Origin of the sequence: Acinetobacter sp. YH12255 (assembly GCF_013417355.1) — a bacterium.
GTDB classification, from domain to species: domain Bacteria; phylum Pseudomonadota; class Gammaproteobacteria; order Pseudomonadales; family Moraxellaceae; genus Acinetobacter; species Acinetobacter pseudolwoffii.
Map to the genome: position 1 here is coordinate 1 of NZ_VPEC01000028.1, position 25,732 is coordinate 25,732.

Sequence of the window (25,732 nt, forward strand, 5' to 3'; positions counted from 1 at the left end):
ATTCTACAAATCGCCTCGACTCCGTACAGCTCTTTATTATTATGGATAAAATCCACCATTATTTGTGTGGGCGGTCGAGCTCCGCCTGGGCGAAAAAAGCGGCTGCTTTACGTAGAATTTCATTGGCACGTTGCAGTTCTTTATTTTCGCGTTCCAGTTGTTTGATACGTTCTTGGTCTGAAAGCTGCTGTACTTTAACTGGATTTTGTTTATCTAAGTATTTTTGATACCAAACACGTAGTGTTTCAGGAGTACAACCCTTGCGCAGTATACTGCTCAGGGAGCAATAGCGGTGATCGCAGCCCAATTCGATGGATAATCTTTTTCAGATTCAATTAGTAATTGAACCGCTCTTTCTCTGATTTCAGGGGTATAGTTTGGTTTTTTCATCGGAATAGTCTCTCAGAATATTGACTCTCCGACAAACCCGGTACGGTTCAGTTTTATTACGGACCCAGTTTAGCTACAGTATCAGCTTTGTGGCTCTATGGGTATTTCTAAGCCCCGTACTTTTTATCTTTATCTTAAAAATGAATAAAGCATTTTAGTATTTATTTAAAATCAGAAAGTAGTAAACAGCCTAGTGTGCTATTCACACGCCCTTTATTAAACCAATCTACCCAGTATCTGCTAAACCTTGCCAATCTGCTTTTAAATACCTCAAATGCATTATTTTGGCTAGAATCAGAAATTTAAATTGGTAGGTATTTGGTAGGTAGGATTCTTTTTAGCTTCATCCAATACTCATATTACGGTGAGGGTCACCGATAAAATAATCAATCAATGGTAGAAGGAATCACCCCATGGCTTTTAAAAATATTGCAGATCAAACTAACGGTTTTTATATTCCCTGCGTTTCACTTTTTGGTCCGGGCTGTGCTAAAGAAATCGGGATAAAAGCACAAAATTTAGGCGCCAAGAAAGCACTGATTGTAACTGATGCTGGCCTGTTTAAATTTGGTGTTGCAGATGATATTGCAGATTATTTGAAAGAGGCAGGTGTTGACAGTTATATTTTCCCAGGTGCGGAACCCAATCCAACTGATATTAACGTGCATCATGGAGTTGAAGCTTATAATGAAAATGCCTGTGATTTTATTGTATCGTTAGGTGGGGGCTCATCACATGACTGTGCCAAAGGCATCGGTCTGGTCACTGCAGGTGGCGGACATATCCGTGATTATGAAGGGATTGATAAAAGTACCGTTCCGATGACACCACTGATTGCAATCAATACCACGGCAGGGACGGCTTCGGAGATGACACGTTTCTGTATCATTACCAATACCGATACCCATGTGAAAATGGCGATTGTAGATTGGCGTTGCACACCACTCATTGCGATTGATGACCCTAAACTGATGTTGGCCAAACCTGCCGGCCTGACTGCGGCAACAGGGATGGATGCTCTGACACATGCGGTCGAGGCCTATGTATCTACGGCTGCTAATCCCATCACTGATGCCTGTGCAGAAAAGGCGATCACCATGATCAGTGAATGGCTCAGTCCCGCAGTGGCGAATGGGGATAATCTAGAAGCACGGGATGCCATGAGCTATGCTCAATATCTTGCCGGAATGGCCTTTAATAACGCCTCTTTAGGATATGTGCATGCGATGGCACATCAGCTCGGAGGCTTCTACAACTTGCCGCATGGTGTTTGTAATGCAATTCTGCTCCCCCATGTTTGTGAATTTAACCTGATTGCTTGTCCTGAACGTTATGCCAAAATTGCCCAATTGATGGGGGTGAATACAGAAGGCTTAACCGTAACTGAAGCAGCTTATGAAGCGATTGGCGCCATTCGTCAGCTTTCGGCTTCAATTGGTATTCCATCTGGGCTGACGGAATTGAATGTAAAAGAAGCTGACTTGGCCATCATGGCGGAAAATGCACAAAAAGATGCCTGCATGCTGACCAATCCACGTAAAGCCAGCCATGCCCAAGTGGTAGATATTTTTAAAGCGGCGATGTAGTGCCTCAATGTAAGTCTTCTCTCCAAGCATCTGACTTACATTTTTAACAGCCCCTGTTTCACTTCCTGAGGAAGTGTGCCAAGAGCAGACATGCATTTTCCTGTTCCTGGCTGATCCTTTTGCCTTCATAAGAGGATAAAAGCGGGGGGTGTTTCTTTTTTATGAAGTCCCCTTCATTATGAATATCGACATTAATCCCATGGTAGAAAAATGCCACTATTTTTTTAGCCCGTTCTAGCCACAAATAAAATTTCATAGCGTATTATCTTACGATTATATTTGATCCCTGAGGAATAAACTGCGCGTCCTTCAAATGACATGAAGGTGAGCGTAGCTGATATCAAGCATCTAGGCAAACGGCAAACTGGGTAGCCACTGATAAAAATTTTAGGATCAGGTTCAGTCTAAATTAATAAGTAAACTCACAGTAAGCAAGGATAATACTTAATATTCCAGAATATTCCTATTTTAACTGTTTAGCTTTGTACCGACAGTTACATCAGCTTTAAAGATTTTTATATTTTAACAGAGTCTGATGAACGGGATGGTTTTTGGGCATCAGTTCAATCAGGCGTTCTACAGCATCAATCGCTTCAGGAAAATGTGCCACATGTTTCAGCAAGACATCGGTTTCATTAGCCTTGAAAATGGCATCGCTCAGGCGTGATTCCAGACAATCTCTCCAGGCGCATAGAAATGGACTTTCTGTTTTGGCCAGAAATACGCCGGTACATAATTTCAAGGCTGAATCGATATACCCAGCATCTAAAGATTGCTCTGTCATTAAAAAATCAGCCTCTACATGCGCCAATAAACGATAGGGTCTGGAACCCAGCATACCACCTAATAAATCGCGTAATTGTGACATTTCTGCTTTTAAAGTCCCCATACTGACCTTGCGCTCGCCATATAAGGCTTGATGCAATGTATCTAGACTCAGACCCTGCGGACATAAGGCTAGAATGGTCAGAATTTCAATCTGTCGAGGAGTCAGAACCAGCATCTTGCCATTAAACAGCACTTGAGGTACTGAAAAAGCTCGAATAAACAGGCGCTGCTTCTGGCATTCTAGTAGAGCCGACTGGATGATCGTAGCACAGCGCTCCGCAGCTAGTAGTGCTAAACTGTTATGCTTTGGCCAGGTAGTCGACAGATCAATGACACCTAAGACCTGTTTTGAATAGGGATCAATAATCGGGGCAGCGTAACAAACCCAATCATGAATGGAGGACATGTAATGTTCACTGGAAAAGACACAGCTGGATTGTTGAGTTTTTAAGGATAATGCCAATGCATTGGTTCCGACTAGCTCTTCGCGCCATTGCCCACCTTCAATAAAATGTACACTTTCTGCGGCACTTTGCATTTGTGGGCTAGAAGCTGCCCAAATGATGGTGCTGCCGATATCTCCGACCGCCAGCACCATAGAAGATTGCTCGGCAATATGTTTTAAATCCTGAGCACAATGTTGCAGGGCTTGGGCTAAAGTTGAGGAAGAAGTGGTCTTTTTTAAATCCGTCAGCGGTGCTGCTAAACGATTCTTCGGGATTTCAGCCGAGGATGAACGTTGCCAGGAGCTGGCAATACTCTGTCCCAGCTGTTCTGCATGTAAGGGAGACAAACTGCTGTTTTGCCGAAGCTGATCAGTATTGTGCCTTTTTTCCATCAAATCTTGTTTTGTCATCATTCCTTATTCTCACAACAATTCATGATTTACATCCGCTGTAATCGTTATTTTTTTAAAATGGATGAAAATATCGTGAACATGCTAGCTCCAACCTTTTTCCAACCTTATACCAGTTATATTAATCAAATAAGATGCAGAAGTACCTTATACCAAAGCTGTAGAAGCGGTTTTGCCATACGAAAATAAGCAAAGGAAATAAATATGCGTTACGTCGATCCTAATCAACCTGATTCAAAAGTTCATTTTAAAGCACAATACGAGAATTTTATTGGCGGCGAATGGGTCGCTCCGGTCAAAGGTGAATACTTTGACAACATCTCTCCGGTAGATGGCAAAGTCTTTACCAAGGTTCCGCGTTCTTCTGTAGAAGACATTGAATTGGCCCTGGATGCAGCGCACAAAGCCAAAGAACAATGGAACAGAGCATCGCCGACCACCCGCTCCAATATTCTGTTGAAAATTGCCGATCGTCTGGAACAAAATCTGGAACTGCTGGCAGTGGCAGAAACCTGGGATAACGGCAAACCGATCCGTGAAACGCTGGCTGCCGATATTCCGCTGGCGATTGATCATTTCCGTTATTTTGCCGGCTGTATTCGTGCGCAGGAAGGCGGCATTTCCGAAATTGATGAAGATACGATTGCTTATCATTTTCATGAGCCGTTGGGCGTCGTGGGTCAGATTATCCCGTGGAACTTTCCGATTCTGATGGCTGCCTGGAAACTGGCACCTGCCCTGGCTGCGGGCAACTGCATTGTGTTGAAACCTGCAGAACAGACTCCGGTCAGCATTCTGGTGCTGGCTGAACTGATTCAGGATATTTTGCCACCGGGTGTCCTGAATATCGTCAATGGTTATGGGGTTGAAGTCGGTCGCCCGCTAGCCACCAACCCACGCATTGCCAAGATTGCCTTTACCGGTTCCACCGCCGTCGGTCAGATGATCATGCAATATGCCACCGAAAATATTATTCCGGTGACGCTGGAACTGGGGGGTAAATCACCGAATCTGTTCTTTGCCGACATCATGGATCAGGAAGACGATTATCTGGACAAAGCGCTGGAAGGTTTTGCCATGTTTGCCCTGAACCAGGGTGAAATCTGCACCTGTCCATCGCGTGCGCTGATCCAGGAAAGTATTGCTGACGAATTTCTGGCGCGTGCCGTTGAACGGGTGAAACGGATTAAAACCGGGCATCCGCTGGATACTGACACCATGATTGGCGCGCAAGCCTCACAGGAACAGCAGGACAAGATTCTGGGCTGTATTGCCACTGGTCGTGAAGAAGGCGCACAGATCCTGACTGGTGGTGAAGCACGTCAGGAAGTGGGTCAAGGTTTCTATATTGAGCCGACTATCTTTAAAGGCACCAATGACATGAAGACCTTCCAGGATGAAATCTTCGGGCCTGTATTGGCTGTGACCACCTTTAAAGACTTTGATGATGCGATCAAGATCGCCAACGATACGATTTACGGACTCGGTGCCGGGGTCTGGTCACGCTCAGCGCATACTTCCTACCGTGCTGGCCGTGCCATTCAGGCCGGTCGGGTCTGGACCAACTGTTATCACATCTACCCTGCGCATGCGGCTTTCGGTGGCTATAAAAAATCCGGCATTGGTCGTGAGAATCACAGAATGATGCTGGATCATTATCAACAAACCAAAAATCTGTTAGTGAGCTATTCGACCAAACCAGCCGGGTTCTTTTAAGAAGTGAAATACATTCAAAGCGAACTTCGGTTCGCTTTGAATGTATGGTAGCTAGCTTTCACAAAATATCAGCAACATCTTCAAGCTGCGGCCAATTCAAATAAAGTTTTTAGTCTATAAACACTTTTTTTAAAGGAAAGAGCATCACCTCAAATTTCTATTTGCAATAGTGTCATTTCAAGATAATTTCACTCTATAAAGATTTCGCCACATTCTCCAGCCATTCAGTGCAAGAAGAATAAAGAGAAAATAGAGTACGGCTGTTAAATACAATGATTTATGGGTGTACATACCGACATAAATCACATCTAGAACACACCACAAGCCCCAGCTTTCAATATATTTTTTTGCCGCCCAATAACTTGCCACCAAGCTAAAAGAGGCTAACATGGAGTCCAACCAAGGTAGTGACGCTGCGGTGAAATGAGCAAATAAGGCACCAATCACCAGACCAGCGACAATACCCACAATCAGGCTATATACCCAGATTTTTTTATTCAAATAGCCAATCTGTACAGTCAGATCCTGGTCTTGATCTTTCTTCGACCAGCTATACCAGCCATAGAGTTGCATCAAGATAAATACGGCTTGTAATGCTGCGTCTGCAAATAAATTGACACGATAAAAAATAATGATATACAGAAATACAGCGACAATATTCACTACCCAGCAGGCTTTATATTGTTTAGACGTCAACCAGACACCTAAAACATTTAAAATGAACGCTGCAATTTCTATATTTTCCATAGCAATATAACCTGATTAAGCAGCCAATTTAGAAGTTCAGATTGAATGACAAGGTTGCTGTACGCGGCGAACCCAAGAATAAATAATCGTCACCCAAAAATTCACCTGCATCACGCCAGTATTTCTTGTTGAACAGATTATTAATATTCAAGCGTAGCAATGCATCGGTCGTATTTAGCTTAAATTGATAAGCAGCGCCTAAATCAACCACACTATAACCTGCGACTTTCGCAGCACCCTCTTTGTTAGCATATTTGCTGGAACTGTATTGACCACCTGCCAGAACAGTGAAACCTGCAATGCTCGGTACGTTATAGCGAAGATGTGTTGCGAAACGAACTTTTGGCACGTTTTGCGCCTGATGATTGCCATATTCAACCGCTTCTACATTTTCTAAACGGGCTTTAGTCAAGGCTAAAGATGAAGTTAAGGCCAGATGATCGGTTAATGCACCATTCAGTCCGAGCTCCAGACCCTGACTATGTTGTTCGCCTTCCGCAACAAAATAGCGAAGTCCTGAAATCGGCTTGCTATATTGGTTGTCTTGGTGTAAATCAAATAGCGAGGCAGTCAATAAAAACTGCTTGATCTGTTGTTTTAGGCCAATTTCATATTGCTCTGAATAGATCGGCGCTAGAGTTTCAGCAGCATTCTCTGCAAACCAAGGCGCTGTCTTTCCATCTGACAAACCTTTGGCATAAGAGGCATACAGAGTTGTTGACTCTACCGGGCTATAACTCACTGCAAACTGTGGTAAAAATTTGCCTAAATCCGTATCACGAACTTTTATTACCTGCTTACCCTCTGCATCATAAGCATGTGCTTGTTCATCAAGCTCGATCCATTTTCCACCAATCAAAGTAGACCATTTCTCATTCCACTCAATACGATCTAAAACCGTAAAAGCAGTCTGTTCACTATCTAAAGCTTTAAAATAAGGACCTAGATTTCCTTCTTCTGGGATCCTGTCGTAGGTATCTTGGTAAATATTACCAACATAGTCTTCTGAATTTATGTACTGGTTTATACCGTTGTAACGATTTCTAGATTTATCGGTGTAAGTCAAATCAAAGTTAAGGTGATGTTGTACCCAATTGGTATCAATCACCCCATCCAATTTGACTTTAAATTGATTGGTTTTAAAGGTGTCATCCGGATTACGAAAATCATAAATATCATACTCGCCAGCTTTACCAAACGTGTTACAAGAATACTCTTCCAGACAGCCTTCCCGATAATAACCATAAGCAAAGCTTGAATAGTCATCAACTCTGGATTTACTGTGTGCTGCAACGAGTCCCAAGTTCCAGTCATCATTCAATGCATAGCTATATTTTAAACTGCTATTCAGACTATCGATCGTGACCGGTTTGCCCCAAGTCTGATAACCCAGCAATCGGTCCCATTTCACATTTTCTGGGACTTTACCATCCAGTAATTGATAACCTGGCACTGATTTTTGTTCGGAACGCTGTGCTTCAAGATCAAATTCTAATTTGGATTGCTCAGATGTTTTCCAATCTAAGGCCAATGCCGCTAGATAGCGTTCACCATCGACATGATCGACATAAGACTCCATCTGTTCATTCACCAGATTGATGCGATATCCGAATTGTTGCTCATCACCCCAAAAACCACCGAGATCAGTTGCCACTGAAAACTGGCCGTGTTGATCGGCCGAGAATGTCAGTGCCTGAATATCTTTCGGTCGCTTGGTGACATAATTCACAACCCCACCCGGGGTCGACATCCCACTTTGAATCGCGGACATGCCTTTTAAAATTTCCACACGTTCTTTATTTTCAAGTGCGACGTTTTGTTCACCACGAATCACATTGCCATTAATGAGGTAGCTAGATGCCAAATCGAGTGCAAAGCCACGCGAGACAAAGTTTGGATAATAGCCAATTGCAGCATAGCCCTCACCGATGGCTGCATCATTTTTTATAACATCGCTCAGCACACGGGCATGTTGTTCAGCAATAAGATCAGCAGTCAAAATAGAGACCGATGCAGGTATTTTTTGCAGACTGTCCGTAGCAAATCCCTCAACATTCACTTTAGCACTCGAGTAAGGAATGCTTTGATCGGCTGTGATAACAATCGTGTCAAGCTTTTGAACATCGTCTTCAGCATAAGTCAGCGGGACTAAACACAGCTGCGACAGAATGATCATATTTAAAGATCGGATTAATACATTCTGTTTGAGTTGACGAGTGTTCATACGAAACCTTATGTCTGTGAAGTGGGTGATGATGCTGGGTTTAGAGAGAGCATTGAGAAGATTGCAATTCATCTTGAATGAGCCGGGTTAAGGTCTGGGTAAATTGTTGACCTTGTTCGCCAAAGAACCAGTCCACATGACCGATAATCCAGTCGTAATAAGCAGCATCTGCATGTTGCTGGTTTTGAGTAATCCCAACAAAATACTCAAGCTCTGAAAAAGCGAAATCCAAATGCACGATTTTCAGCAGTTCTGGCAAAATACTAAAATCTTCTTGTGGATGTATCTCGGAAAAATAAGCATGGAGAAAAGCGGTTAAACCGGCTTCATCAATCGGAATATGTGGGTTCTGCTTTAATTCCAACCAATCAATGAAATTACGTTCAATCGTCACAGCCAGATCATAAAGTGCCGAATTTCGGTCAGATAAACCAAAATCAATTACGGCAGTAATCTCCGCTTTGGCATCCGGTGCTGACCAAAATAGATTAGAAGCGTGTAAATCGTTATGGGTCCAAATTCTGCTTGCCTGTTGCAATACAGGCTGAATACGCTGGTGAACCTGTAAGATTTGATCTAAAAAGTAAGGATCTAAATTTTTGTCGGCACAGTAACGGCTTAATTCTGGACTGTTTACAATGCGCCGTTGAATGGCTGTAACGATATTTTCACTGTTTAAAAGCTGCTGATTGGACAATAAATAAGATGCTGATCGGCCTTGCCGCTCAGGAAAATCCTGCATGGCCATATGTAAGCTTGCCAGTAATTGCCCCGCTTTCGCAGCATGTTCAGCATAGAAAAAAGGTTTCCAGGATTGCTGATCTGCATACAGATCTAAGCCGGCTGCTTTTGCATAGACTTCATAGGTCCAGTCACCTAGCTCTAAAGCGGTCAGACCTTGATTTGAGCTAATCAATGCTGCAACAGGAATTTCTTTGCTAGCTAAATGCTGAAGAACGGCATGCTCCTGTAAAATATCGCGGGCACGACGAAAGGAACAATGGCTGCGCTTAATCAAATACTGATGCGCGACTATTTCATCCCTGCTCACAAGATCCTGCTCTACTTTAACCAATACTGCAGATGAAAATGGCCGTGGACTACACCACAAAATCTGAATATGACCTTGTAAACAGGAATACTGCTGCTGCAGGCTTTGTAATTCTGGATCAGAAATATGTGCCCAGTCTTTATGTTCCCAGGCATTGCCCATACCATGACCTAAATCATCAGTCATTGTGGTCATTATCAATATTCCTGAGCCAGATCATCATGTGGTAATGGAGAGTCATCATTTAAGCAAACATCTACACAGTATTTTCAAATACATTTAATATTTAAGGTTTGTCCCAAAATTAAGTGGTACATACCAGTATTAAATTGGAGGCAAGTTTAGCCTTTTAAATATAAAAATAGAATGCTTAATAATTAAAATTATTTAAAAAAAAAAATCCTAAAAACACAGAAGTTTTTAGGATTTGAATGGATTGGAGATAAATATAAGCTTATGCGTGAATATCTAGGGTCATTTCAATTTTGTCCTGAGACCAGATTTCGATGTCATATTCAATCACCAGATCGTTTGATTTTGAAATACGTTCAATGTAAGTTGCTGTTTGGCTTATAGGAATTCCTAAATATTGGCTCTCAAAATGAGAGACACCGGTATTTTTAATTTTTAACTGACTACTCGTATAATCATAATCAAAGTGATTTTTAATGACATCTTGGACCGAAGTAATCACGTCATAATTCAGCACATCTGGAAATAGCGCAACAGGCAGATAATTGTATTCAAGGAGTACCGGGACATCATCAGCATAACGTAAACGGATAATTTCAATAAAGCCGAGTCTTCTCGTTGCTTCACTAAAAACATCACTGTGATCAAATCGCTCCAGCTGTCTGGTCGAGATCAGTTCTGTTCTGGCATTAAAACCCTGTGCCTTCATATAAGAACGAAAATTTTCAATTGAGTTTGGATAGTATTGAATTTTTTTATTACTCACAAACCAGCCGAGATTTTGCCGTTTGTAAATTTTATCTTCGGCACGAAGCTGTTCATAAGCCTTACGCACTGTTTCCCTTGAACAGTTAAACTTTAATGCCAAGTAACGTTCCGATGGAATCATTTGATTAGAACTGTATTTTTTCAATTCAGCCTCAATCAAATCTCTGATTTCCATATACTTCATTCAGTGAATCCAGCTCGTCAGCGTAAGTTATATTGATGGTACTAAATTAAAGAACAGAGGAAAATTAAAAAAGGTACAGATCAGTAAAAAGATACATTCCCTAGTCTTAATGAGAATTTTTACGGTAATGGTAATCCCCCCTAAAAATATTGATGATGAGAATGCAGGACCTTATCGTCAGCAAAATGTATTAAATTCACTTATGCTCTACTTCCTCACTTGTATCGCAAATTGAATAACATGGCATTTACCACAATGTAATTTTCCCTCCTGCCTTTCTTGCTCCCCGACATAAAAGTGATGGATGTGGTCCTGTCCGAAGACTTCTAGAATGCAACGAGGATCGTATAAATATTCGACATTTGAAGGACCACCGGTTTTATAGTCGATCTGTTCCTTTGAATATAGCTCACCAATAAACCATCCACCGTTGAGCAAGGATTTTCTTATGCCTTCTAAAACCTGTTTTTGTGTTTCTATATCGAAATGACCAAATACACAGATCACATTTTGATAAAACTCCGATGGCCATTGAGCTACTGTTAAATCAACATGTTTAAGTTCAACTTTTATCCCTTGGGCTTCAGCCTTGCTGGACAGATGCGTCAAAGCAACATCAGAATAATCCCAGACTTCCGCTGAAAAAGGGTAACCCTGCTGTCTTGCCCGCTCAGCCAGGTATAAGATATTCCGTCCTTCACCTTCAGCAATTGCCAGTGTTTTACCCTCTATTCGGATTTTGTCCGAAATTTGCTGAATGAAAAGATTTGCTGCTGTGCCATACAGATCTTGCGTCCGGGCATACAATTCATTCCAGTGCTGACTCATTTCAGCCTCCATTTACTAAACGATTCAATCAGCTGGAAAACTCTTTAAATGCCTCTAGGGCATTTGCGGCATACATCAATGAAGGTCCTCCACCCATATAGACGGCAACGCCTAAAACTTCTTCCAGTTCCCGTAGGGTCATGCCCATTTTGACTAAGGTTCGAACATGAAAACCGATACAACCATCACAACGTGCCGCCACACCAATCGCCAAGGCAATTAACTCCTTGGTTTTCGGATCAATCACGCCATCACGCATAGCAGTCTGTGACAATTGGTTAAAACTTTTCATTAAATCAGGCGAATCCTGACTTAAAGTTCTTAAACTGCCCGAAATGTTCTGGGTTAATTCTTTGTATTTCATTGCTTCACCTCAAATAAAGAAATCAGCATTCATTTATATATTCAATAGCTTATTTTTCTACCGGATAGCCCTGTTCCAGCCAGGCCTGGTAACCACCCTGAACCGACTTGACCTGGGTAAAACCCATATTCTGTAAGGTATCGGTTGCCAGTGCTGAACGTCCACCCGTACCACAAATCAAATAAATCGGCTGATCTTTAAGATGTTCCAGTGCCTGCTGGGTATCACAATGATGACTGGCTAAGGGATGCTGGTGAATTCGCATTTCCAAAATACCACGTGGATAATTCACCGCCCGGTCTATCGCTGCTGCTTGGAATTCATCTGGTTCCCGAACATCAATCAGTATGGTTTTATGGTTTTGCATCGCCTCAAACAATTCATTTACGCTGACTTCCTGAATCCGGCTTTTTGCATTCCGGATCAATTGCTCTGCAGTTTTCATCATTTTCATTCTTCCTCGGCCATTAAAACGATATTCACATTGCATAAACGATGCTCAGGGAGATTAAAGCGCTTTAGTTTAGGTACTTAATCGTCTGTTTTAGCCCATGAGCGCTGAATAGATTAAATACATAGCTACCCCAACCACGGTTGTGGCAAATATTTTCTGTACCTTGTTACTGTCAATCCGATGCATCAGACTGCGTCCAATGAACATCCCGACAATACAGGCCAGGACAAAGGCCAGTGTGACCGAAACAGGATATTGAAAGCCCTCCAGTACGTGTGCAGAAATGCTGACCCCACCAATCAGGAAAATAATCATGAGAGAGGTCGCCACGATGCTGCGCATATCGAGATCGGTGAATTTACGCAGGGCTGGAACAATAACAAAACCACCCCCAACGCCAAGCAGACCCGTTAATAAACCTGCCACTACACCAATACCAGCCAGAAAGGAGGCCGTTTTCACATTCCAGATCAGACGACCGGTCGTTTGATTGACCTTGCACGGTGCATTACCATGATCATGGACTTTATTAAAGAAGATCCGGTAAGCAACAATCAGCATGACCAGACTGAAAGCCAGCGTCAGCCAGACTGGAGAAACGATATCAGCCAGATGCACGCCATAACGGGCTGAAGGAATACTGATCAGCGCGATCCAGAGCGCAGCGCGATAACGTACAATACGCTTGAATAAACCTTCGAACGTTCCAACCAAGGCCGACAGCGTGACTGCCAGCAAGCCCACCGGCGCAGCCTGAGCTACCGTCCAACCCTGACTCGCCATCAGTGCCGGTACAGCCAGAATGCCGCCACCAGCACCGGTTAGACCCAGCAAGCCACCAATCGCCAATCCTTCCAGTATTAATGCCCACATCGCCCTCTCCCTTATCCACAAAAATGATTCAATAAAGGTTGAACTTTTTGTTGAATCACGACACAAGCTTATTTGAAGTAGTTAAGAGGAAGCTTGAGGTAAGAAACACCATTTTGCTCTGGCTCAGGAAACTGCCCTGCTTTCATATTGATCTGAATCGCCGGTAGAATCAGTTTAGGCATACTCAGTCCTGAATCCCGCTGGTTGCGCATCTGAGCAAATTCAGCTTTACTGATTCCCTGATGAATATGAATATTCTGTGTCTTTTGTGTCTGTATATCAGATTCACACACATAGGATTCACGTGTTTCAGGCAAATAGTCATGACATAAAAAGACCCGGGTATCTTCTGGCAACTGAAACAGGCTTTGTACCGAATCATAAAGCTGTTCTGCACTGCCACGCGGAAAGTCACAACGTGCTGTACCATAATCTGGCATAAACAGGGTATCACCCACAAAAACCGCATCACCAATCACATAACTCAGGCAAGCAGGCGTATGTCCCGGTGTTGGAATGTTATAGGCTTTCAATGTTCCGATTTGGAACGACTCATGATCTTCAAATAAATAATCAAAGAGCTGCTGGGCATTCCATTGTTTAATATCCAGATGATAAATCGCGCCAAAAGTTTGCTGAACAATACCAATTTTCTGGCTCATGGCAATCTTGCCACCTAACTCAGCTTTGAGGTATTGCGCTGCAGTCAGATGATCAGCATGGACATGGGTTTCCAGAATCCACTCGACCGTTAAACCCTGCTCTTTAATATAGGCAATAATTTTATCGGCATGAATAGTTGAGGTACTTGCTGATGCCGGATCGTAATCCAGAACGCTATCAATAATGGCGCAGGCTTTGGTTGCAGGATCACGTACAACATAACTGAAGGTATTGGTATCTTCGTGAAAAAAATCTTTTACTATAGGTAAGTTTGACATCGTTAAGCTCCTGACCATTTACGGTGAATCCATACACCCACCAGCATTGCTACAATAAAATAGAGCACTTGATAGTGGCCCAAACCGATCAAGGTGAAACTTGGCGCCGGACAGATGCCGGCAATGCCCCAACCTGCACCAAATAAAACCGCACCTGTGATCAGTTTTTTATCTATCTGATTATTTTTAGGTAAATCAATAGGGTCATTAAATACTGTTTTCGGTTGCGCCGTACGTAATGCTTTCTGGAAGGGAATAAAGGCCACCGCAATCGCGCCCATCATGACAAAGGCCAGACTGGCATCCCAATCGCCAAACAGATCCAGGAAATCGAGTACTTTTTCCGGATTGGACATGCCTGATACCATCAATCCCACAGAGAACAGCGCACCAAATAAAAAGGCAAACACATTTTTCATTTTAGAATGCTCCTGTGATATGACGGATAATATAAACAGCGACAAAACCTGCAAACATGAAAGTCATGGTCGCGATGATAGAACGCTTAGACAGGCGACTGATGCCACAAATTCCGTGACCACTGGTACAGCCCGAACCTAAGCGTGTCCCAAAGCCCACTAGCAGACCTGCCACAATCATCATCAGTGGGCTGGCATTCAATTCGATTTCAGGTTGTACAAACAGACCATAAATAAACGGTGTGAGGATCAAGCCTAATAAAAACCAGATTGCAGGCGTTTTAAACATGGTTTTTGAGTTTAATACTTGCCCAATCAAACCACTGATTCCTGCAATACGGCCATTGACGTAAAGATAACCAACTACGGAAAGCCCGAGCATTAAGCCGCCAATAAATGCGATGAGGAAGTCATGCATGATGAATTAATCCCTATACAATATACTTTTTTATATTATATAATAAAAAATATTAATCAAGCAGTTTTATGGTAAATTATGTAAACTGCACGGGCTACATCAAAAGTTGTGAGGACATTTATGGATATGATTGCTGAAAATGCCAAAATTGATTTTTCTCAAGTCGATTTCGTCAGCCAATGCCTAAAAGTTTTGGCCAATCCTGATCGTCTGAAAATCTTATGTGTCCTGGTCGATGGGGAAATGAATGTTCAGGAAATTGAAGAATCTACTGACATTCATCAACCTACACTTTCACAACAGCTGACTGTATTGCGTAAGGCCAACATGGTTGGCACCCGACGTGAGGGCAAGCAGATTTTCTATCGTCTGAGTGATCCCAAGGTCTTGAGCCTGATGCAAAAGCTGTACGAGCTGTATTGCGCCTAGCCCTCCTCTTAATGCAACCAAAAAGAAATGATCAGAAGCAGCCCGCTAAAAGCAGTAAACAGGTTTAGCCATACAGGATGCTGGGTATAATAACCTTCAATAAATTCCGGCGGTCCCAGTGATGTCCATCCCCCTCGATATTGCAGGATTGAGGCGATATTCACCAACATGCAAAACACAATCACCGCAATCCCCATCCACTGTGCATAGGCTATTTTTTATGCATAACGTTCATGATCGACTAATTACAATAGCCGGTTGGATTTTTCAATCACAAAACCAAATGCAATTAATGTCAGACCATTCCGGTTCCCTGCCAGAGCGGTTCATTCCAAAGCAAACAATACCCGTGGATGATCCAAAGTGGACATATCTCATCCGATCTTATTGTTCAAAAATTTCTTTGACGTCCATCGCCAGGCCTTGAGTAGATTTAAATTCACCCTGGTTATTTTTCCAGGCCATCGACGGTGTGGAGAAAAAGCCGTATTTCCCCATTAGGGCCTGGTTGGCATCAATTTTTGCAGCAATTTCTGCAGGAATCTTTGCCATTTTCTTGAGCTGCTTTTTGCCTTTATTCTTGTTTATATCATTAAAAACTGCTGCTGGATTTTTCGACATTAACAATGTTGCCACCTGACCACGGCTTTCTTCACGGATCACACCGACCTGAATATGACGCAGCTGTACCTTGCCTGATTCGACCCAAGGCCGAGCCGCCTGCCAGAATTTATAGCAATATGGACAATTCGGATCGGAAAAGACATAAACCACTCGTGGTGCATCCGGCTTGCCATCCTGAATCCAGGTCGATTTTTCCAGGGTTTTCCAGACATCATCCAATACCGCTTTTTTCATATGCTTTTCAATCTGCTCATTGGACAGGCTTTTCCCTTGCGCATCAAACAGTTCGCCCTTGATATAATATTTGTCATCGTTGGAGATAAATACTGTATTGGAGTACTGGTCTTCATGCCCCACCCAACCGGTCATTCCTTGCGGTGCCGGAATCTGTTTTACAAACACAAAACCCTGTTTTTCAATATTCTGTTTAATATTCGCCTGCGTGTGCATGCTCATGATCAGGAACATGCCTGCACCCAGTACCCGGTAAATTCTGTTCATACTAAGTCCTTCCGTTTTTTTAAGGTTGATCTGAAATTCTGTTTAAATATTGCTGCAACATGGCCGGACTGAGTTCCCCCATATGCCGCTCGACCAGCTGGCCTTGAGCATTAAAAAACAGCGTCGTTGGCAGGCCAAAACTATTCAGCTGCTGTGGCAGTTCACCATATGGGTCCAGCAGGACATGTTTAAATTGAAACTGATGTTTTCTTAAATAGGCATTTACGGTGGCTACCTCCTCACCCTGATTCAGCATGACAAAATTCACTTGAGGATGCTGCTTGGCTGCTTTGGCCAATACCGGCATTTCGCGATGACACGGCGGACACCAGCTCGCCCACAAATTAATTACCGTGGGCTGGCCAATGAATTGGCTGAGTGGAATCTTATCTGTACCCAGACGTTCCTGTTCTAGTCCAGCAAAGGCTAGATCAGGAAACGCTGCTTCAGTTTTTAGACTGGATTTGAACGCGAGCCCAAGCCCGACCCAGAGTACAAAGATGATCAGCAAGATGGCTTTGAATCGGGTCTGCAGCTGTCTGTTGCGAATGACATACCACAAAGCGCCAATCAGCACCCCACCCCATAAATGAAAACCTTTGTCCTGGATTTTCAGTATGTCGATGGGTGCTGCAAAATACAGCTCGGCATTGAGCAGAACGAAAACAAGACGTGCACCCAGCATCCCTAGCAAAAAACTGCTCCAGAGCAAATCCTGACTTTGGCCAAGCAGCTGTTTAGACCATGAATACTTTCTGGCTAATCCAAACAGGAGGGCAGATAACAGCATCAAGCCAGTGGCAACAATCATGAGTGTCCAAGGCAACATCAAAGGTCCCAGATGCAGTGCATCACTGGAAATCATCATGGTTGCTCCCCTTGTAGTTGCTGCAATGTGCCTAGTAAATGTGCCGCACTAAAGCTTCCGGTCAAGCGCAACTCACGCTGCTCCTGATGCGCTGCATTTAAAAATATAAAGGTGGGTGGACCGAGGATTTGCCATTCTTTTAGCAGCTCATCCTGACTTGGATGATAGTGGGTCAGGTCTAATTTGATACGAACCACATTTTGTAAAGCCGTCTGGACATCACTACGTGGAATCACTTCCTTTTCAATCGGTTGACAGGCCACACACCAGTCCGCATACACATCAATTACCACTGGCTGTGCAGGATGTTTGGCTAAAACCTGTTGCAATTCTGCGGCTGTACTGACCTTCTGCCATTCAAGCCGTGATTCCACATGGGCGACCTGTACCTGACTCCAGACATGATAGAGCTGCATGCCTCCTGCAAAGACCAGTAAACCACTGAGCAGCATCAGGACTATTTTCGATACAGACCGATGCACATGGGGCAGCATCTTGAACAAGAAGTAGCCTGAACAGGTGATCAGTACTACACCCAAAAGGCTCAGGTATAAAATGCCGGGCAATAGGGGGCGGGCAAAATACAAGGCCAGGGCCAGCATGACAAAGCCAAAACTAAACTTCAGGCGATCCATCCAGATGCCAGGTTTGGGTAAAAGATGGGACCCAAATACAGCTGCGATAAATAGTGGCAAGCCCAGCCCAAGGCCTAAGACAAACAGATAGCTGGCACCCAAAATCGGTTGATTAAGCTGAGACACATAGATTAAGGCACCGGCCAACGGTGCACTCATACATGGCCCGACAATCAGTGCCGCGATCATGCCCATGAGACCAGCACCAATCAGCGTGCCACCCTTCTGCTTTTGCTGCCATTGATCCAGCCGCTGTAACATGCCTTGAGGTAAGGACAGCTGAAATACTCCGAACAGATTAAGCGCGAACAAAACAAACAGAATGCTGAAAATACTGATGAATATCGGACTTTGAAACCAGCGCTGAAAACTGTAACCGAGCTGTGCCACAGCAAGTCCTATGACCGCATAGACCAGTGCCATACCCAAAACAAAGACCAGCGCAATCAGTGCAGCACGGTAGCCCCGGTGCTGCTGAACCAGAATTCCCGTTAAAATTGGAATTAAAGGTAAAGAACACGGTAAAAATGCCAGCAGAATGCCAAGCCCGAGAAAAATCAGAGCATTAATCAACAGACCTTGTTTCGACAGCAAACTTAAAAAATACTGGTCATTGTTCCACTGGTCATTCATGCCTGCTGATGAAGTTTGATTTTTAGGGTCTGTAATAAGCTGGTCGTTTTTCTCTGTTAATTCCACCTCAGGCTGCACGACAGGGTCGGAAACTGCAGCGACTTGCACTTTCTCCACCTTTTCTTCAGCCAGTGCTTGATCTGTACTTTGAGTTTGCCCTATAGCTTGGAGCTCATCTTTCTGAGTAGTCAAAATCTTTTCGTTTGCTTCTGGCTGTGTAGTGCTGGCCAGCAGCTTTTGAGGCTTGCTCAAGTTTTGCGCTGGAAATAAACCATCTGCATCAGTTTTTACTGTGGTGCGTTGCACCGGATAACATAAACCGCTTTCTGCACAGCCCTGCCACTGCACCGCAAACTGCTGGTTGGGCTGGACATTCATATTGGTTTTGACTTGCCCATAATGCACCTGAGTCAAACCGAAATTGGGATCATCTTTGTCTTCAGGTTTGGGCAATGCCAACTTGACTGGGGTCTGCTGATGAGACACTTTAAGCTGGTCATGATACAGATAATAACCCTCTGCGATTTTCCAGCTAAGCTCTGCCTGATCCTGACTTGTAGAAACCACCTGAAACTGAAAAGCCTGATCCGGTGGTAAAAAGTCTGCATGTGCAGTTCCCGTCATGATTCCACCGCCGATCACGGCACCCAATATCCACTTCAACATCCAGCTGATCTCCTCCTGTTAGGACTGCATTATTGAAAAACTAAAATTAAGACAACATTAACAGCCCAAATCATTTATAAAATAATGGCAGTTTGATCAGGATGTTCTATGTTTATTGTATTGGTTGAGGATGATCCCTATATCGCACAGAGCATTTGTGCTGCTCTGAACTATCTGAATATTTCAGTGGAGCATGTCAGTCACGCACGTGCTGCAGATTATTTTATCCGGCATAGTGCTGTCGATTTGTGTTTACTGGATTTAGGCCTGCCGGATCAGGATGGCCTGGACTTGCTGCACAGCTGGCGACGCGACCAGATTGATCTCCCGGTACTGGTATTGACGGCACGGCTGCGGACCGATCAGTGTGTTCAGGCCCTGAATGCCGGTGCCGATGACTACCTGACCAAACCCTTTGAGCTGGAGGAACTGATTGCCCGGATTCATGCCCTCACCCGTCGCCACCGCGGCTTTGCCTCGAATACACTGCAATTTGATGACCTGGTTCTGAATCGGGATACCCAGACTGTGACCTACCAAGACCAGGCCGTGAGTTTATCTCGCCGTGAATTCAGCCTGCTGGAAACCCTGATGAGCCACCCCAACCAGATCCTGAAAAATGAACAGCTTATTGACAAGCTCTATGGTTTTCAGGACGCTATCGAGAGCAATGCCCTGAATGTACACATTTATCACCTGAGACAAAAACTACATCCAGACTTGATTCAGACCGTTCGTGGTGTGGGCTATATTTTCAAACCGTTTGAGCATCGTCATGTTTAAGCACAGCTTGAAATGGCGTTTGGCCATGAGTCTTTTGGCCGTGTTTATTGTGCTGTGGAGTGCGGTATTTTCATGGCTGTATATTGACCTGAAACAACGTTTACAAGACACGCTGGATCAACGCCTATCGGCATCTGCGCAAATGGTTGCCCGGCTGATTCAGCAGCTACCGCTGGATAGTCTGGGGGATGCAACCTTATCCAAATTAGCCAAGAATGATGATGCAAACCAGTTAATTGCCTGTGAAGTCTCTCTTTTTAGCTCTGACATCTCGTTAGATAATCAGGTCATTGCCAAAACACGCGGTGCCCCCCAAAATTTAAGCCAGCGACCAGAAGGATTCAGCACCTGGCAGCAGGGTGATACGGAATGGCGCAGTTATGTCCTGCGTCGTGGTGATATTCAGGTGGTGGCGGCAGAACGTATGTTCTTGAGGGATACCTTACTACAGCAGATTCTACAGTCCGTACTGGTTCCCTTGGTCTTCTCACTGCTAATCTGTATTGCCCTGATCATCTTTATTATCCGCAGACAGTTCCGGTCTTTGGATCAGCTCAGTCAATACCTGAACCAGAAAAACTTTAGCTATTCAGAGGCGGCAGATTTTTTAATGCAGCTCAAGCCTGCAAGCATTCCCCAAGAAGTACAGCCTTTTGTCAACAATTCCACGCAGTTGATTCAGAAACTCAATGACAGTCTGCAACAGGAGAAAGCCTTTAGTGCCTATGCTGCACATGAATTACGCAGTCCCCTGACCGCAATTAAAACCCATGTACAACTGGCACAGCTGATCGGTCAGCAGCAGAACCTGCCTGAATCCATTCAGCACAATTTGCAGCAGGCCAATGAGAGTATCCGGCGTTATACACTATTACTCGAGCAGCTTTTATTGCTGACCCAATCAGAAAACAGTCTCCAGGAAATGACTGAGGCCATCTGGCTTCGCCCCACACTTGAGAAAGTTCTTGCAGACTTAGGTACACGCTATCCAGAAATGAACAAAAAAATACAGGTGAAATGGGAAAGTCTAGGCGAAATTCAGCTACCTGAATTTGTGCTGTATACCGTACTGAAAAATCTGCTTGAGAATGCACTGCTGCATGCACAGGCTGAACAGATTTGGATTTCCATGCAGTCTGGTTGCCTGGTGATTGAAGATAATGGCCAGCAACTTACAGCAGAAGATATTCAACATTTAGGACAACGCTTCTGGCGCAAATCTGCTCAGCAGCATGGCCATGGTTTAGGACTGGCATTAACTGCTAACCTGTTAAAACAATATGGCTATCAGCTCTCTTTCAATGCCCGTCGACCCTATGGTGGGCTCAGCATTGAAATAAAGTACGGCATGTCTAAGCGTGACATGCAAGCTTAGGGATATCCAGCCATACGGCTGTTGGAAAATACCGGGTCAGATACTCCTTTAAATATTGAATGGTATCCATCGCAATCGTTTGATCCTGGTGGTCATCAGCATGGTTAAATGCCACAGCATAAAGCGTGACTTCACGTTGTTTGAGTAGCTCCAGACTCAGTAGAGTATGATTAATACTGCCCAGACGGCCTGAAGTCACCAGAATGACAGGGTAGTGATGCGCTGCAATATAATTGATCGTCAGCATGTCCCGGGTCAGCGGCACCATTAATCCACCCGCTCCTTCAAGCAGAACCCGGTCATAACGCTCGGCCAGTATAGTGGCTGCCTGCTGAATTTTTTCGAAATCGATTGAACGCCGATCCAGTTCAGATGCCAGATGCGGTGAGGCCGGATAGCTAAAGATTTCTGGCATGGTCAGCTTGCCACCTGAGTGCAACTTAATTTAAAAAATAATTGAGGATGTTGTTAAATAAGCTCAAAAAAATAGAAGTGATTACTGGTACGCTTTCACAAGTCCCTTTTTGCTCCGTTCTATATGATAAATCCCGGTCATTGCACTGAATCACTGCTAAAATCTTTTCTTCTATTTGAGTAATGGCCTGTCATACTTAGGCTATTTAGCATACAAAATAAATAAGGAGGCATCATGCCTCTTTGAGCTGTTACTATTTACTTTCTTTTTCCGTTGGCATAAGTCAATCGATTGCTTTTAGACACTATATGGCTGGCAAAATTCCTGTAAATCGAAGGAGTCTTTCAACTGACATAAGCGCTGATACCTTCAGTTAAATCCATGAACTGAGATGCCTCCAGATAATCATTCACTGCTGTAACATGATCCCATCCTGTCCCGGATCACATCACGGGCTGTTTTTAAAACTCCACATAAAACTTTTCAATCAACTGCTGTGTTCTAATCAGCAGATGTTTAAACACATTATCCCGTTCAAATAGCTTCACCTTATAATTTGGCGAGTCTTTAAGTTCTTCCTTACGCAACAAATGCTTGGAGAACTCGTAATATTCCAGTACATTTTTTATCGTCTCTGGCTTCAAATTCTCCCTCTATGATGCCAGTCAAGGTATTGGCAATATTCCAGACTTTTTGTAGCTGTTGCACCTGGGCATGATTATGACAGTCCAAATCACGAACTCATTAATCCAGTGATTTCGCCTAAAATTTTCAATCATGCCATCGTAAGAAGGTGGCAAAAGACATAGTTTTTCGTGGGATTATGGCGTGAATAATAGTAAGTTTTTGACCCCAAGAAAAAAGTGTAGCAACTTACTACACTTTTTAGATATTCAGAATTTAGGTATTTTCACTTGTATTTTAGACAAGATGTAGCAAGTCCGAACTGCGACATTTTCCCAATGAGCGCCCGCTAATCTCACTAAAAAGATGTACCAGAAATATTCTAGTTATTTGCGAAAAATGTCAGACATGCAAAAAAAAATCATTCACCCGGAATATTTTCAATGCGCTGTAGCAATTTGCTACACTTTTTAAATAATTTCTTTACCAAAAATCTCATTCAAACGCTCGCGATTTTCCTGAACAAAAGTCGGATCATTTTTGAGCTTATATTTCATCTCTTTCTTGAAATCATTCATGGATGCACCGGCCACAGCAAAATCCATTTGAAACATAATATCGTTCACAATAACATTCGCCTGAGAATCGGTTAAACAGCCTTCGGTCTTAAACCACTTGCTGAACTGCGTATAATTCGGATCATTGGCATAGATATACCAGGAACGTACGGTCATATCAAACTTTGCCCCCAGCTCTTTCACGATGGCATTATCATCAAAATCTACATCCAGATAGATTTGAGTTTTTTCGTTAAATTGCGGGAGAGCCGCTTCAGTATCTCCACTCATAATTTTAAACCGCACACCCACAATAGGACGGCCTTTCTTAATAGTGTCATATTCTAGCTGCAAACTGGTTTTAGTATTAATTTCTTCAACAATTTTATCCAGAATATAACGCCTAAAATCTACCCAACGGTCATATTTTTTTTCACCGATGTCAATCAACGCTTTTAAATTCTCTAAGGTGAGTTCAACTTCATAGGTGTCGAGATTCGCATACTTAAATTCATTTTTAACAATATAAGAATATAGACTCATACTTGTGACAGAGTCTAAAGCAAATAAATCTTTCAACTGGTAAGTGGTAAAATTCCCACTGGCCAGACGGGTGAAGTAAGGCAGCACTTCACTGGTAAAGCGAATCTGCAAGGCATTTTTGGCATCATCTTCCCAGCGCAGTTCCCGGATAATCGGTACCACAGAATGGACTTTTTTTACTTTACGCTTGACGTCATCTACAGGCTCTTCAATTACAAAATGAGCAACCCGAGATGAAAGTTCCCTATAAATCCGGTCAATAGCCACATTAATGGAATTCTTCTTATTGAGTCCTAACAATTCCCCCAAATCTTCTTTATGCAGATAGATATAGGTTTTCTCGGTAATTTCACGATCTTGGTTATTTTTTTCACCATAGTTTGCAACCGCCATTGCATAAAGCAGTGCCTTATATTCATTAGAAGACAATTCAATAGGGCGAATTAAGCGGTTACTGGTACTCACCACTCCATTCTGTCGAATATTGCCGATACAATAAGGTAAATATTCTATTTCTTGTTTTTCGTTAAAATCGCTCATAAGTGAAAAATTAAAAGTTATTCCCCCTATTTATACATAAAAGTGGAATAACATTCAACATCTTCACCTTACAGATTCACTTTAAGTGCTTATCCCTTTAAAAGGATGTGCTAAAGATCAAGAGTGGAAAGCATGTCATCATTTTTTTAGATTTAGCCTAATCCTTAACCCAAAGGTGGAAACTTTGAAAAAATTTCCACTTATTAGTGACAAGCTTTCCACTTTTATCAACTGAGAAGAGCTTAAATCGTTTTCTTTGCATTTTTTTGTGGCCAAAAATACCGTTATAAGTGAAAAAATCATTTGGTTTAGCACTTTTCAGTGACAAAGCTTCCACCTTTAGAGAGAATCAAGTACTAAATCGGACTTTTTTTTGCAATTTTTAAAGGGAAAACATAACTTATCCACAAGTATAAAAATAAGCGTGACAAGTCTTCCACCTTTAAAGTCAGATCATGATACTTATCAACAGATTAAAGTTTTGAATTTAAATATTTTTATAACTTAATTTCATGTTTTTTTTTAAACCAGTGACAAGTCTTCCACCATAGTGACAAGTCTTCCACCTTTCAGTGACAGCTCTTCCACCTTTCAGTGACAAGTCTTCCACCTTTCAGTGACAAGTCTTCCACCTTTCAGTGACAAACCTTCCACTTTTCGGTGACAAACCTTCCACCTTTAAAGACGTAAGATATTGTTTTAAAAAGGGAAAAATTGTCCTAATTATAATTACTTAATTATATTAATTAATACTAATTATAATTAGCTAGCTATATTTTATATAAAACTTTAATTTGTTTTCTTTGTTAGCCGATATTGATTCGTACTTTAATATCATTCAAATAAAGTGTAGCAAGTTGCTACAAGTTCCACTATATTAGGATCATTCGAATGGGGTCTGATATGACAAATAAATCGACTAAAATTATTGCTGTAGCAAACCATAAAGGTGGTTGCGGGAAGACCACCACGGTTGTTCATCTGGCTGCAGAGCTAGCAGACTTGGGGCATAAAGTATTGGTGATTGATTTAGATCCACAAGCCAATGCAAGTTTACATATCGGATTAAGACATCCGAGTGAGGTTGAAACCACTTCTGCTGAATTACTGGTAGGTGATTTGAACCTATTGTCTGATGCCTTACAAGAAGAAACCAATTTTAAAAATGTTTCTTTAATTTATGGTTCACTTACTTTAGGTAAAACAGAAGACCAACTTAAAGATGATGCCCCAAGACCCTCTGAAGAGCTCTCTAACAAGTTGGAATTATTAAACGGATTATATGATTTCATCCTGATTGACTGTCCTCCAAGCCTAAAACTTCTGACCAGTAATGCCTTGGCTGCATCTACCCATGTTATGGTGCCGATTGAATCCGGTTCACAATATGGCCTATATGGTGTCACTGACTTAATTAACCATTTAAGTAAAATAAGACGGGTCAATCCCGAATTGAAACTGTTAGGTGCTTTGCTGATTAAACATGATGAACGTCAAAACGTCTGTAAACTGATACGAGATGAAGCTTTAAGCCAGGTCGGCGAATTGTTAAAAACGACCATTCCAATGAGTACGAAAGTCAATCAAGCAGCAATTTTACAACAGCCATTGTTGCGCGTAGATAAAAATTCTAAAGTTCGTAAAGCGTTCCAAGATTTAGCGAAAGAAATCATCAATCGTGTTGAATAAAGGCACTCTGA

General features: G+C 42.8%; 22 protein-coding genes, 4 pseudogenes and 1 other annotated feature. Of the genes and pseudogenes, 6 read left to right on the top strand and 20 right to left on the bottom strand.

What is annotated here, in order from left to right:
* Positions 1 to 101: a sequence feature (AL1L pseudoknot), on the bottom strand. This feature is flagged as partial in the annotation.
* Positions 1 to 390: pseudogene (locus FTV30_RS11630) on the bottom strand (IS3 family transposase); the annotation flags it as partial. It overlaps the preceding feature by 101 nt.
* Before the next feature lie 413 nt (positions 391 to 803).
* On the opposite strand from FTV30_RS11630, the gene FTV30_RS11635 reads away from it, so the two are divergent.
* Complete coding sequence (locus tag FTV30_RS11635; protein WP_004733137.1) at positions 804 to 1,976, top strand: iron-containing alcohol dehydrogenase; 1,173 nt, start codon at positions 804 to 806, stop codon at positions 1,974 to 1,976.
* A gap of 505 nt (positions 1,977 to 2,481) precedes the next feature.
* Here the strand turns inward: FTV30_RS11635 and FTV30_RS11640 are convergent.
* On the bottom strand, positions 2,482 to 3,663 hold the full coding sequence (locus FTV30_RS11640) for a hypothetical protein (protein ID WP_004647792.1): 1,182 nt from the start codon (positions 3,661 to 3,663) through the stop codon (positions 2,482 to 2,484).
* A 201-nt stretch (positions 3,664 to 3,864) separates the two neighbouring features.
* Here FTV30_RS11640 and FTV30_RS11645 point away from each other — a divergent pair, with 201 nt between their 5' ends.
* Positions 3,865 to 5,376 carry an aldehyde dehydrogenase family protein gene (locus FTV30_RS11645; RefSeq protein WP_103800506.1) on the top strand — a complete coding sequence of 504 codons (1,512 nt, stop codon included), beginning with the start codon at positions 3,865 to 3,867 and terminating at the stop codon, positions 5,374 to 5,376.
* 177 nt (positions 5,377 to 5,553) lie between these two features.
* Here FTV30_RS11645 and pnuC read toward each other — a convergent pair whose 3' ends face one another.
* From pnuC to FTV30_RS11700, 11 genes are all read right to left on the bottom strand, one after another.
* Positions 5,554 to 6,123, bottom strand: a complete 570-nt coding sequence (pnuC, locus tag FTV30_RS11650; protein ID WP_103800505.1) for a nicotinamide riboside transporter PnuC — start codon at positions 6,121 to 6,123, stop codon at positions 5,554 to 5,556.
* A 28-nt stretch (positions 6,124 to 6,151) separates the two neighbouring features.
* Positions 6,152 to 8,347, bottom strand: coding sequence for a TonB-dependent siderophore receptor (locus tag FTV30_RS11655; RefSeq protein WP_180001647.1), 2,196 nt, complete (start codon positions 8,345 to 8,347; stop codon positions 6,152 to 6,154).
* A 40-nt stretch (positions 8,348 to 8,387) separates the two neighbouring features.
* On the bottom strand, positions 8,388 to 9,593 hold the full coding sequence (locus FTV30_RS11660; RefSeq protein ID WP_159138857.1) for a phosphotransferase enzyme family protein: 1,206 nt from the start codon (positions 9,591 to 9,593) through the stop codon (positions 8,388 to 8,390).
* 259 nt (positions 9,594 to 9,852) lie between these two features.
* Positions 9,853 to 10,542, bottom strand: a complete 690-nt coding sequence (locus FTV30_RS11665; RefSeq protein ID WP_005093757.1) for a GntR family transcriptional regulator — start codon at positions 10,540 to 10,542, stop codon at positions 9,853 to 9,855.
* A gap of 207 nt (positions 10,543 to 10,749) precedes the next feature.
* Positions 10,750 to 11,370, bottom strand: a complete 621-nt coding sequence (locus tag FTV30_RS11670) for a class I SAM-dependent methyltransferase (RefSeq protein WP_005093755.1) — start codon at positions 11,368 to 11,370, stop codon at positions 10,750 to 10,752.
* Between the two features lie 28 nt (positions 11,371 to 11,398).
* On the bottom strand, positions 11,399 to 11,734 hold the full coding sequence (locus FTV30_RS11675; protein ID WP_005093752.1) for a carboxymuconolactone decarboxylase family protein: 336 nt from the start codon (positions 11,732 to 11,734) through the stop codon (positions 11,399 to 11,401).
* A gap of 49 nt (positions 11,735 to 11,783) precedes the next feature.
* On the bottom strand, positions 11,784 to 12,179 hold the full coding sequence (locus FTV30_RS11680; protein ID WP_035337430.1) for a rhodanese-like domain-containing protein: 396 nt from the start codon (positions 12,177 to 12,179) through the stop codon (positions 11,784 to 11,786).
* Positions 12,180 to 12,278: 99 nt separating this feature from the next.
* Positions 12,279 to 13,061 carry a sulfite exporter TauE/SafE family protein gene (locus FTV30_RS11685; protein WP_074382697.1) on the bottom strand — a complete coding sequence of 261 codons (783 nt, stop codon included), beginning with the start codon at positions 13,059 to 13,061 and terminating at the stop codon, positions 12,279 to 12,281.
* Positions 13,062 to 13,129: 68 nt separating this feature from the next.
* Positions 13,130 to 14,002, bottom strand: a complete 873-nt coding sequence (locus FTV30_RS11690; RefSeq protein ID WP_053579072.1) for an MBL fold metallo-hydrolase — start codon at positions 14,000 to 14,002, stop codon at positions 13,130 to 13,132.
* Positions 14,003 to 14,004: 2 nt separating this feature from the next.
* Positions 14,005 to 14,421, bottom strand: a complete 417-nt coding sequence (locus FTV30_RS11695) for a DUF6691 family protein (protein ID WP_053579073.1) — start codon at positions 14,419 to 14,421, stop codon at positions 14,005 to 14,007.
* Position 14,422: 1 nt separating this feature from the next.
* The gene (locus FTV30_RS11700; protein ID WP_016659403.1) at positions 14,423 to 14,839 is read right to left on the bottom strand and encodes a YeeE/YedE family protein; all 417 of its coding nucleotides are present in this window, start codon (positions 14,837 to 14,839) and stop codon (positions 14,423 to 14,425) included.
* 120 nt (positions 14,840 to 14,959) lie between these two features.
* Between FTV30_RS11700 and FTV30_RS11705 the strand changes: the two genes are divergently transcribed.
* On the top strand, positions 14,960 to 15,268 hold the full coding sequence (locus tag FTV30_RS11705; RefSeq protein WP_005247061.1) for a metalloregulator ArsR/SmtB family transcription factor: 309 nt from the start codon (positions 14,960 to 14,962) through the stop codon (positions 15,266 to 15,268).
* 8 nt (positions 15,269 to 15,276) lie between these two features.
* Here FTV30_RS11705 and FTV30_RS16450 read toward each other — a convergent pair.
* The 4 genes and pseudogenes from FTV30_RS16450 to dsbD all read right to left on the bottom strand — a co-directional run bounded on the left by FTV30_RS16450 (position 15,277) and on the right by dsbD (position 19,195).
* Positions 15,277 to 15,588: pseudogene (locus FTV30_RS16450) on the bottom strand (DUF202 domain-containing protein).
* 64 nt (positions 15,589 to 15,652) lie between these two features.
* Positions 15,653 to 16,393, bottom strand: a complete 741-nt coding sequence (gene dsbG / locus FTV30_RS11715) for a thiol:disulfide interchange protein DsbG (protein WP_016659404.1) — start codon at positions 16,391 to 16,393, stop codon at positions 15,653 to 15,655.
* A gap of 19 nt (positions 16,394 to 16,412) precedes the next feature.
* Positions 16,413 to 17,261: a TlpA disulfide reductase family protein gene (locus FTV30_RS11720; protein WP_180001648.1), complete on the bottom strand. Its 849-nt coding sequence runs from the start codon at positions 17,259 to 17,261 to the stop codon at positions 16,413 to 16,415.
* Positions 17,258 to 19,195: a protein-disulfide reductase DsbD gene (gene dsbD / locus FTV30_RS11725; protein WP_100535591.1), complete on the bottom strand. Its 1,938-nt coding sequence runs from the start codon at positions 19,193 to 19,195 to the stop codon at positions 17,258 to 17,260. Before dsbD ends, FTV30_RS11720 begins: the two co-directional genes overlap by 4 nt.
* A gap of 108 nt (positions 19,196 to 19,303) precedes the next feature.
* Between dsbD and FTV30_RS11730 the strand changes: the two genes are divergently transcribed.
* Together FTV30_RS11730 and FTV30_RS11735 are read left to right on the top strand one after the other, a co-directional pair.
* Positions 19,304 to 19,978 (top strand): response regulator transcription factor, encoded by a 675-nt coding sequence (locus FTV30_RS11730; RefSeq protein ID WP_005093734.1) that lies wholly within the window; start codon positions 19,304 to 19,306, stop codon positions 19,976 to 19,978.
* Positions 19,971 to 21,353: an ATP-binding protein gene (locus FTV30_RS11735; RefSeq protein WP_180001649.1), complete on the top strand. Its 1,383-nt coding sequence runs from the start codon at positions 19,971 to 19,973 to the stop codon at positions 21,351 to 21,353. The genes FTV30_RS11730 and FTV30_RS11735 overlap by 8 nt, the downstream gene beginning before the upstream one ends.
* On the opposite strand, the pseudogene bioD reads toward FTV30_RS11735, so the two are convergent.
* The 3 genes and pseudogenes from bioD to FTV30_RS11745 all read right to left on the bottom strand — a co-directional run.
* Positions 21,331 to 21,777 (bottom strand): annotated as a pseudogene (gene bioD, locus FTV30_RS11740) (dethiobiotin synthase); the annotation flags it as partial. The gene FTV30_RS11735 and the pseudogene bioD overlap by 23 nt on opposite strands.
* A gap of 452 nt (positions 21,778 to 22,229) precedes the next feature.
* Positions 22,230 to 22,418: pseudogene (locus FTV30_RS16350) on the bottom strand (hypothetical protein); the annotation flags it as partial.
* A 444-nt stretch (positions 22,419 to 22,862) separates the two neighbouring features.
* Positions 22,863 to 24,032: a replication initiation protein gene (locus FTV30_RS11745; RefSeq protein ID WP_180001650.1), complete on the bottom strand. Its 1,170-nt coding sequence runs from the start codon at positions 24,030 to 24,032 to the stop codon at positions 22,863 to 22,865.
* A 903-nt stretch (positions 24,033 to 24,935) separates the two neighbouring features.
* Here FTV30_RS11745 and FTV30_RS11750 point away from each other — a divergent pair.
* On the top strand, positions 24,936 to 25,721 hold the full coding sequence (locus FTV30_RS11750) for a ParA family protein (RefSeq protein WP_035337428.1): 786 nt from the start codon (positions 24,936 to 24,938) through the stop codon (positions 25,719 to 25,721).
* The last annotated feature ends 11 nt before the right edge of the window (positions 25,722 to 25,732 follow it).

What these genes read in the sequence shown, in the direction of transcription:
- FTV30_RS11635 (WP_004733137.1), top strand. Translation starts at nt 804, where the DNA reads ATGGCTTTTAAAAATATTGCAGATCAAACTAACGGTTTTTATATTCCC.
- FTV30_RS11640 (WP_004647792.1), bottom strand. Translation starts at nt 3,663, where the DNA reads ATGATGACAAAACAAGATTTGATGGAAAAAAGGCACAATACTGATCAG.
- FTV30_RS11645 (WP_103800506.1), top strand. Translation starts at nt 3,865, where the DNA reads ATGCGTTACGTCGATCCTAATCAACCTGATTCAAAAGTTCATTTTAAA.
- pnuC (WP_103800505.1), bottom strand. Translation starts at nt 6,123, where the DNA reads ATGGAAAATATAGAAATTGCAGCGTTCATTTTAAATGTTTTAGGTGTC.
- FTV30_RS11655 (WP_180001647.1), bottom strand. Translation starts at nt 8,347, where the DNA reads ATGAACACTCGTCAACTCAAACAGAATGTATTAATCCGATCTTTAAAT.
- FTV30_RS11660 (WP_159138857.1), bottom strand. Translation starts at nt 9,593, where the DNA reads ATGACCACAATGACTGATGATTTAGGTCATGGTATGGGCAATGCCTGG.
- FTV30_RS11665 (WP_005093757.1), bottom strand. Translation starts at nt 10,542, where the DNA reads ATGAAGTATATGGAAATCAGAGATTTGATTGAGGCTGAATTGAAAAAA.
- FTV30_RS11670 (WP_005093755.1), bottom strand. Translation starts at nt 11,370, where the DNA reads ATGAGTCAGCACTGGAATGAATTGTATGCCCGGACGCAAGATCTGTAT.
- FTV30_RS11675 (WP_005093752.1), bottom strand. Translation starts at nt 11,734, where the DNA reads ATGAAATACAAAGAATTAACCCAGAACATTTCGGGCAGTTTAAGAACT.
- FTV30_RS11680 (WP_035337430.1), bottom strand. Translation starts at nt 12,179, where the DNA reads ATGAAAACTGCAGAGCAATTGATCCGGAATGCAAAAAGCCGGATTCAG.
- FTV30_RS11685 (WP_074382697.1), bottom strand. Translation starts at nt 13,061, where the DNA reads ATGTGGGCATTAATACTGGAAGGATTGGCGATTGGTGGCTTGCTGGGT.
- FTV30_RS11690 (WP_053579072.1), bottom strand. Translation starts at nt 14,002, where the DNA reads ATGTCAAACTTACCTATAGTAAAAGATTTTTTTCACGAAGATACCAAT.
- FTV30_RS11695 (WP_053579073.1), bottom strand. Translation starts at nt 14,421, where the DNA reads ATGAAAAATGTGTTTGCCTTTTTATTTGGTGCGCTGTTCTCTGTGGGA.
- FTV30_RS11700 (WP_016659403.1), bottom strand. Translation starts at nt 14,839, where the DNA reads ATGCATGACTTCCTCATCGCATTTATTGGCGGCTTAATGCTCGGGCTT.
- FTV30_RS11705 (WP_005247061.1), top strand. Translation starts at nt 14,960, where the DNA reads ATGGATATGATTGCTGAAAATGCCAAAATTGATTTTTCTCAAGTCGAT.
- dsbG (WP_016659404.1), bottom strand. Translation starts at nt 16,393, where the DNA reads ATGAACAGAATTTACCGGGTACTGGGTGCAGGCATGTTCCTGATCATG.
- FTV30_RS11720 (WP_180001648.1), bottom strand. Translation starts at nt 17,261, where the DNA reads ATGATGATTTCCAGTGATGCACTGCATCTGGGACCTTTGATGTTGCCT.
- dsbD (WP_100535591.1), bottom strand. Translation starts at nt 19,195, where the DNA reads ATGTTGAAGTGGATATTGGGTGCCGTGATCGGCGGTGGAATCATGACG.
- FTV30_RS11730 (WP_005093734.1), top strand. Translation starts at nt 19,304, where the DNA reads ATGTTTATTGTATTGGTTGAGGATGATCCCTATATCGCACAGAGCATT.
- FTV30_RS11735 (WP_180001649.1), top strand. Translation starts at nt 19,971, where the DNA reads ATGTTTAAGCACAGCTTGAAATGGCGTTTGGCCATGAGTCTTTTGGCC.
- FTV30_RS11745 (WP_180001650.1), bottom strand. Translation starts at nt 24,032, where the DNA reads ATGAGCGATTTTAACGAAAAACAAGAAATAGAATATTTACCTTATTGT.
- FTV30_RS11750 (WP_035337428.1), top strand. Translation starts at nt 24,936, where the DNA reads ATGACAAATAAATCGACTAAAATTATTGCTGTAGCAAACCATAAAGGT.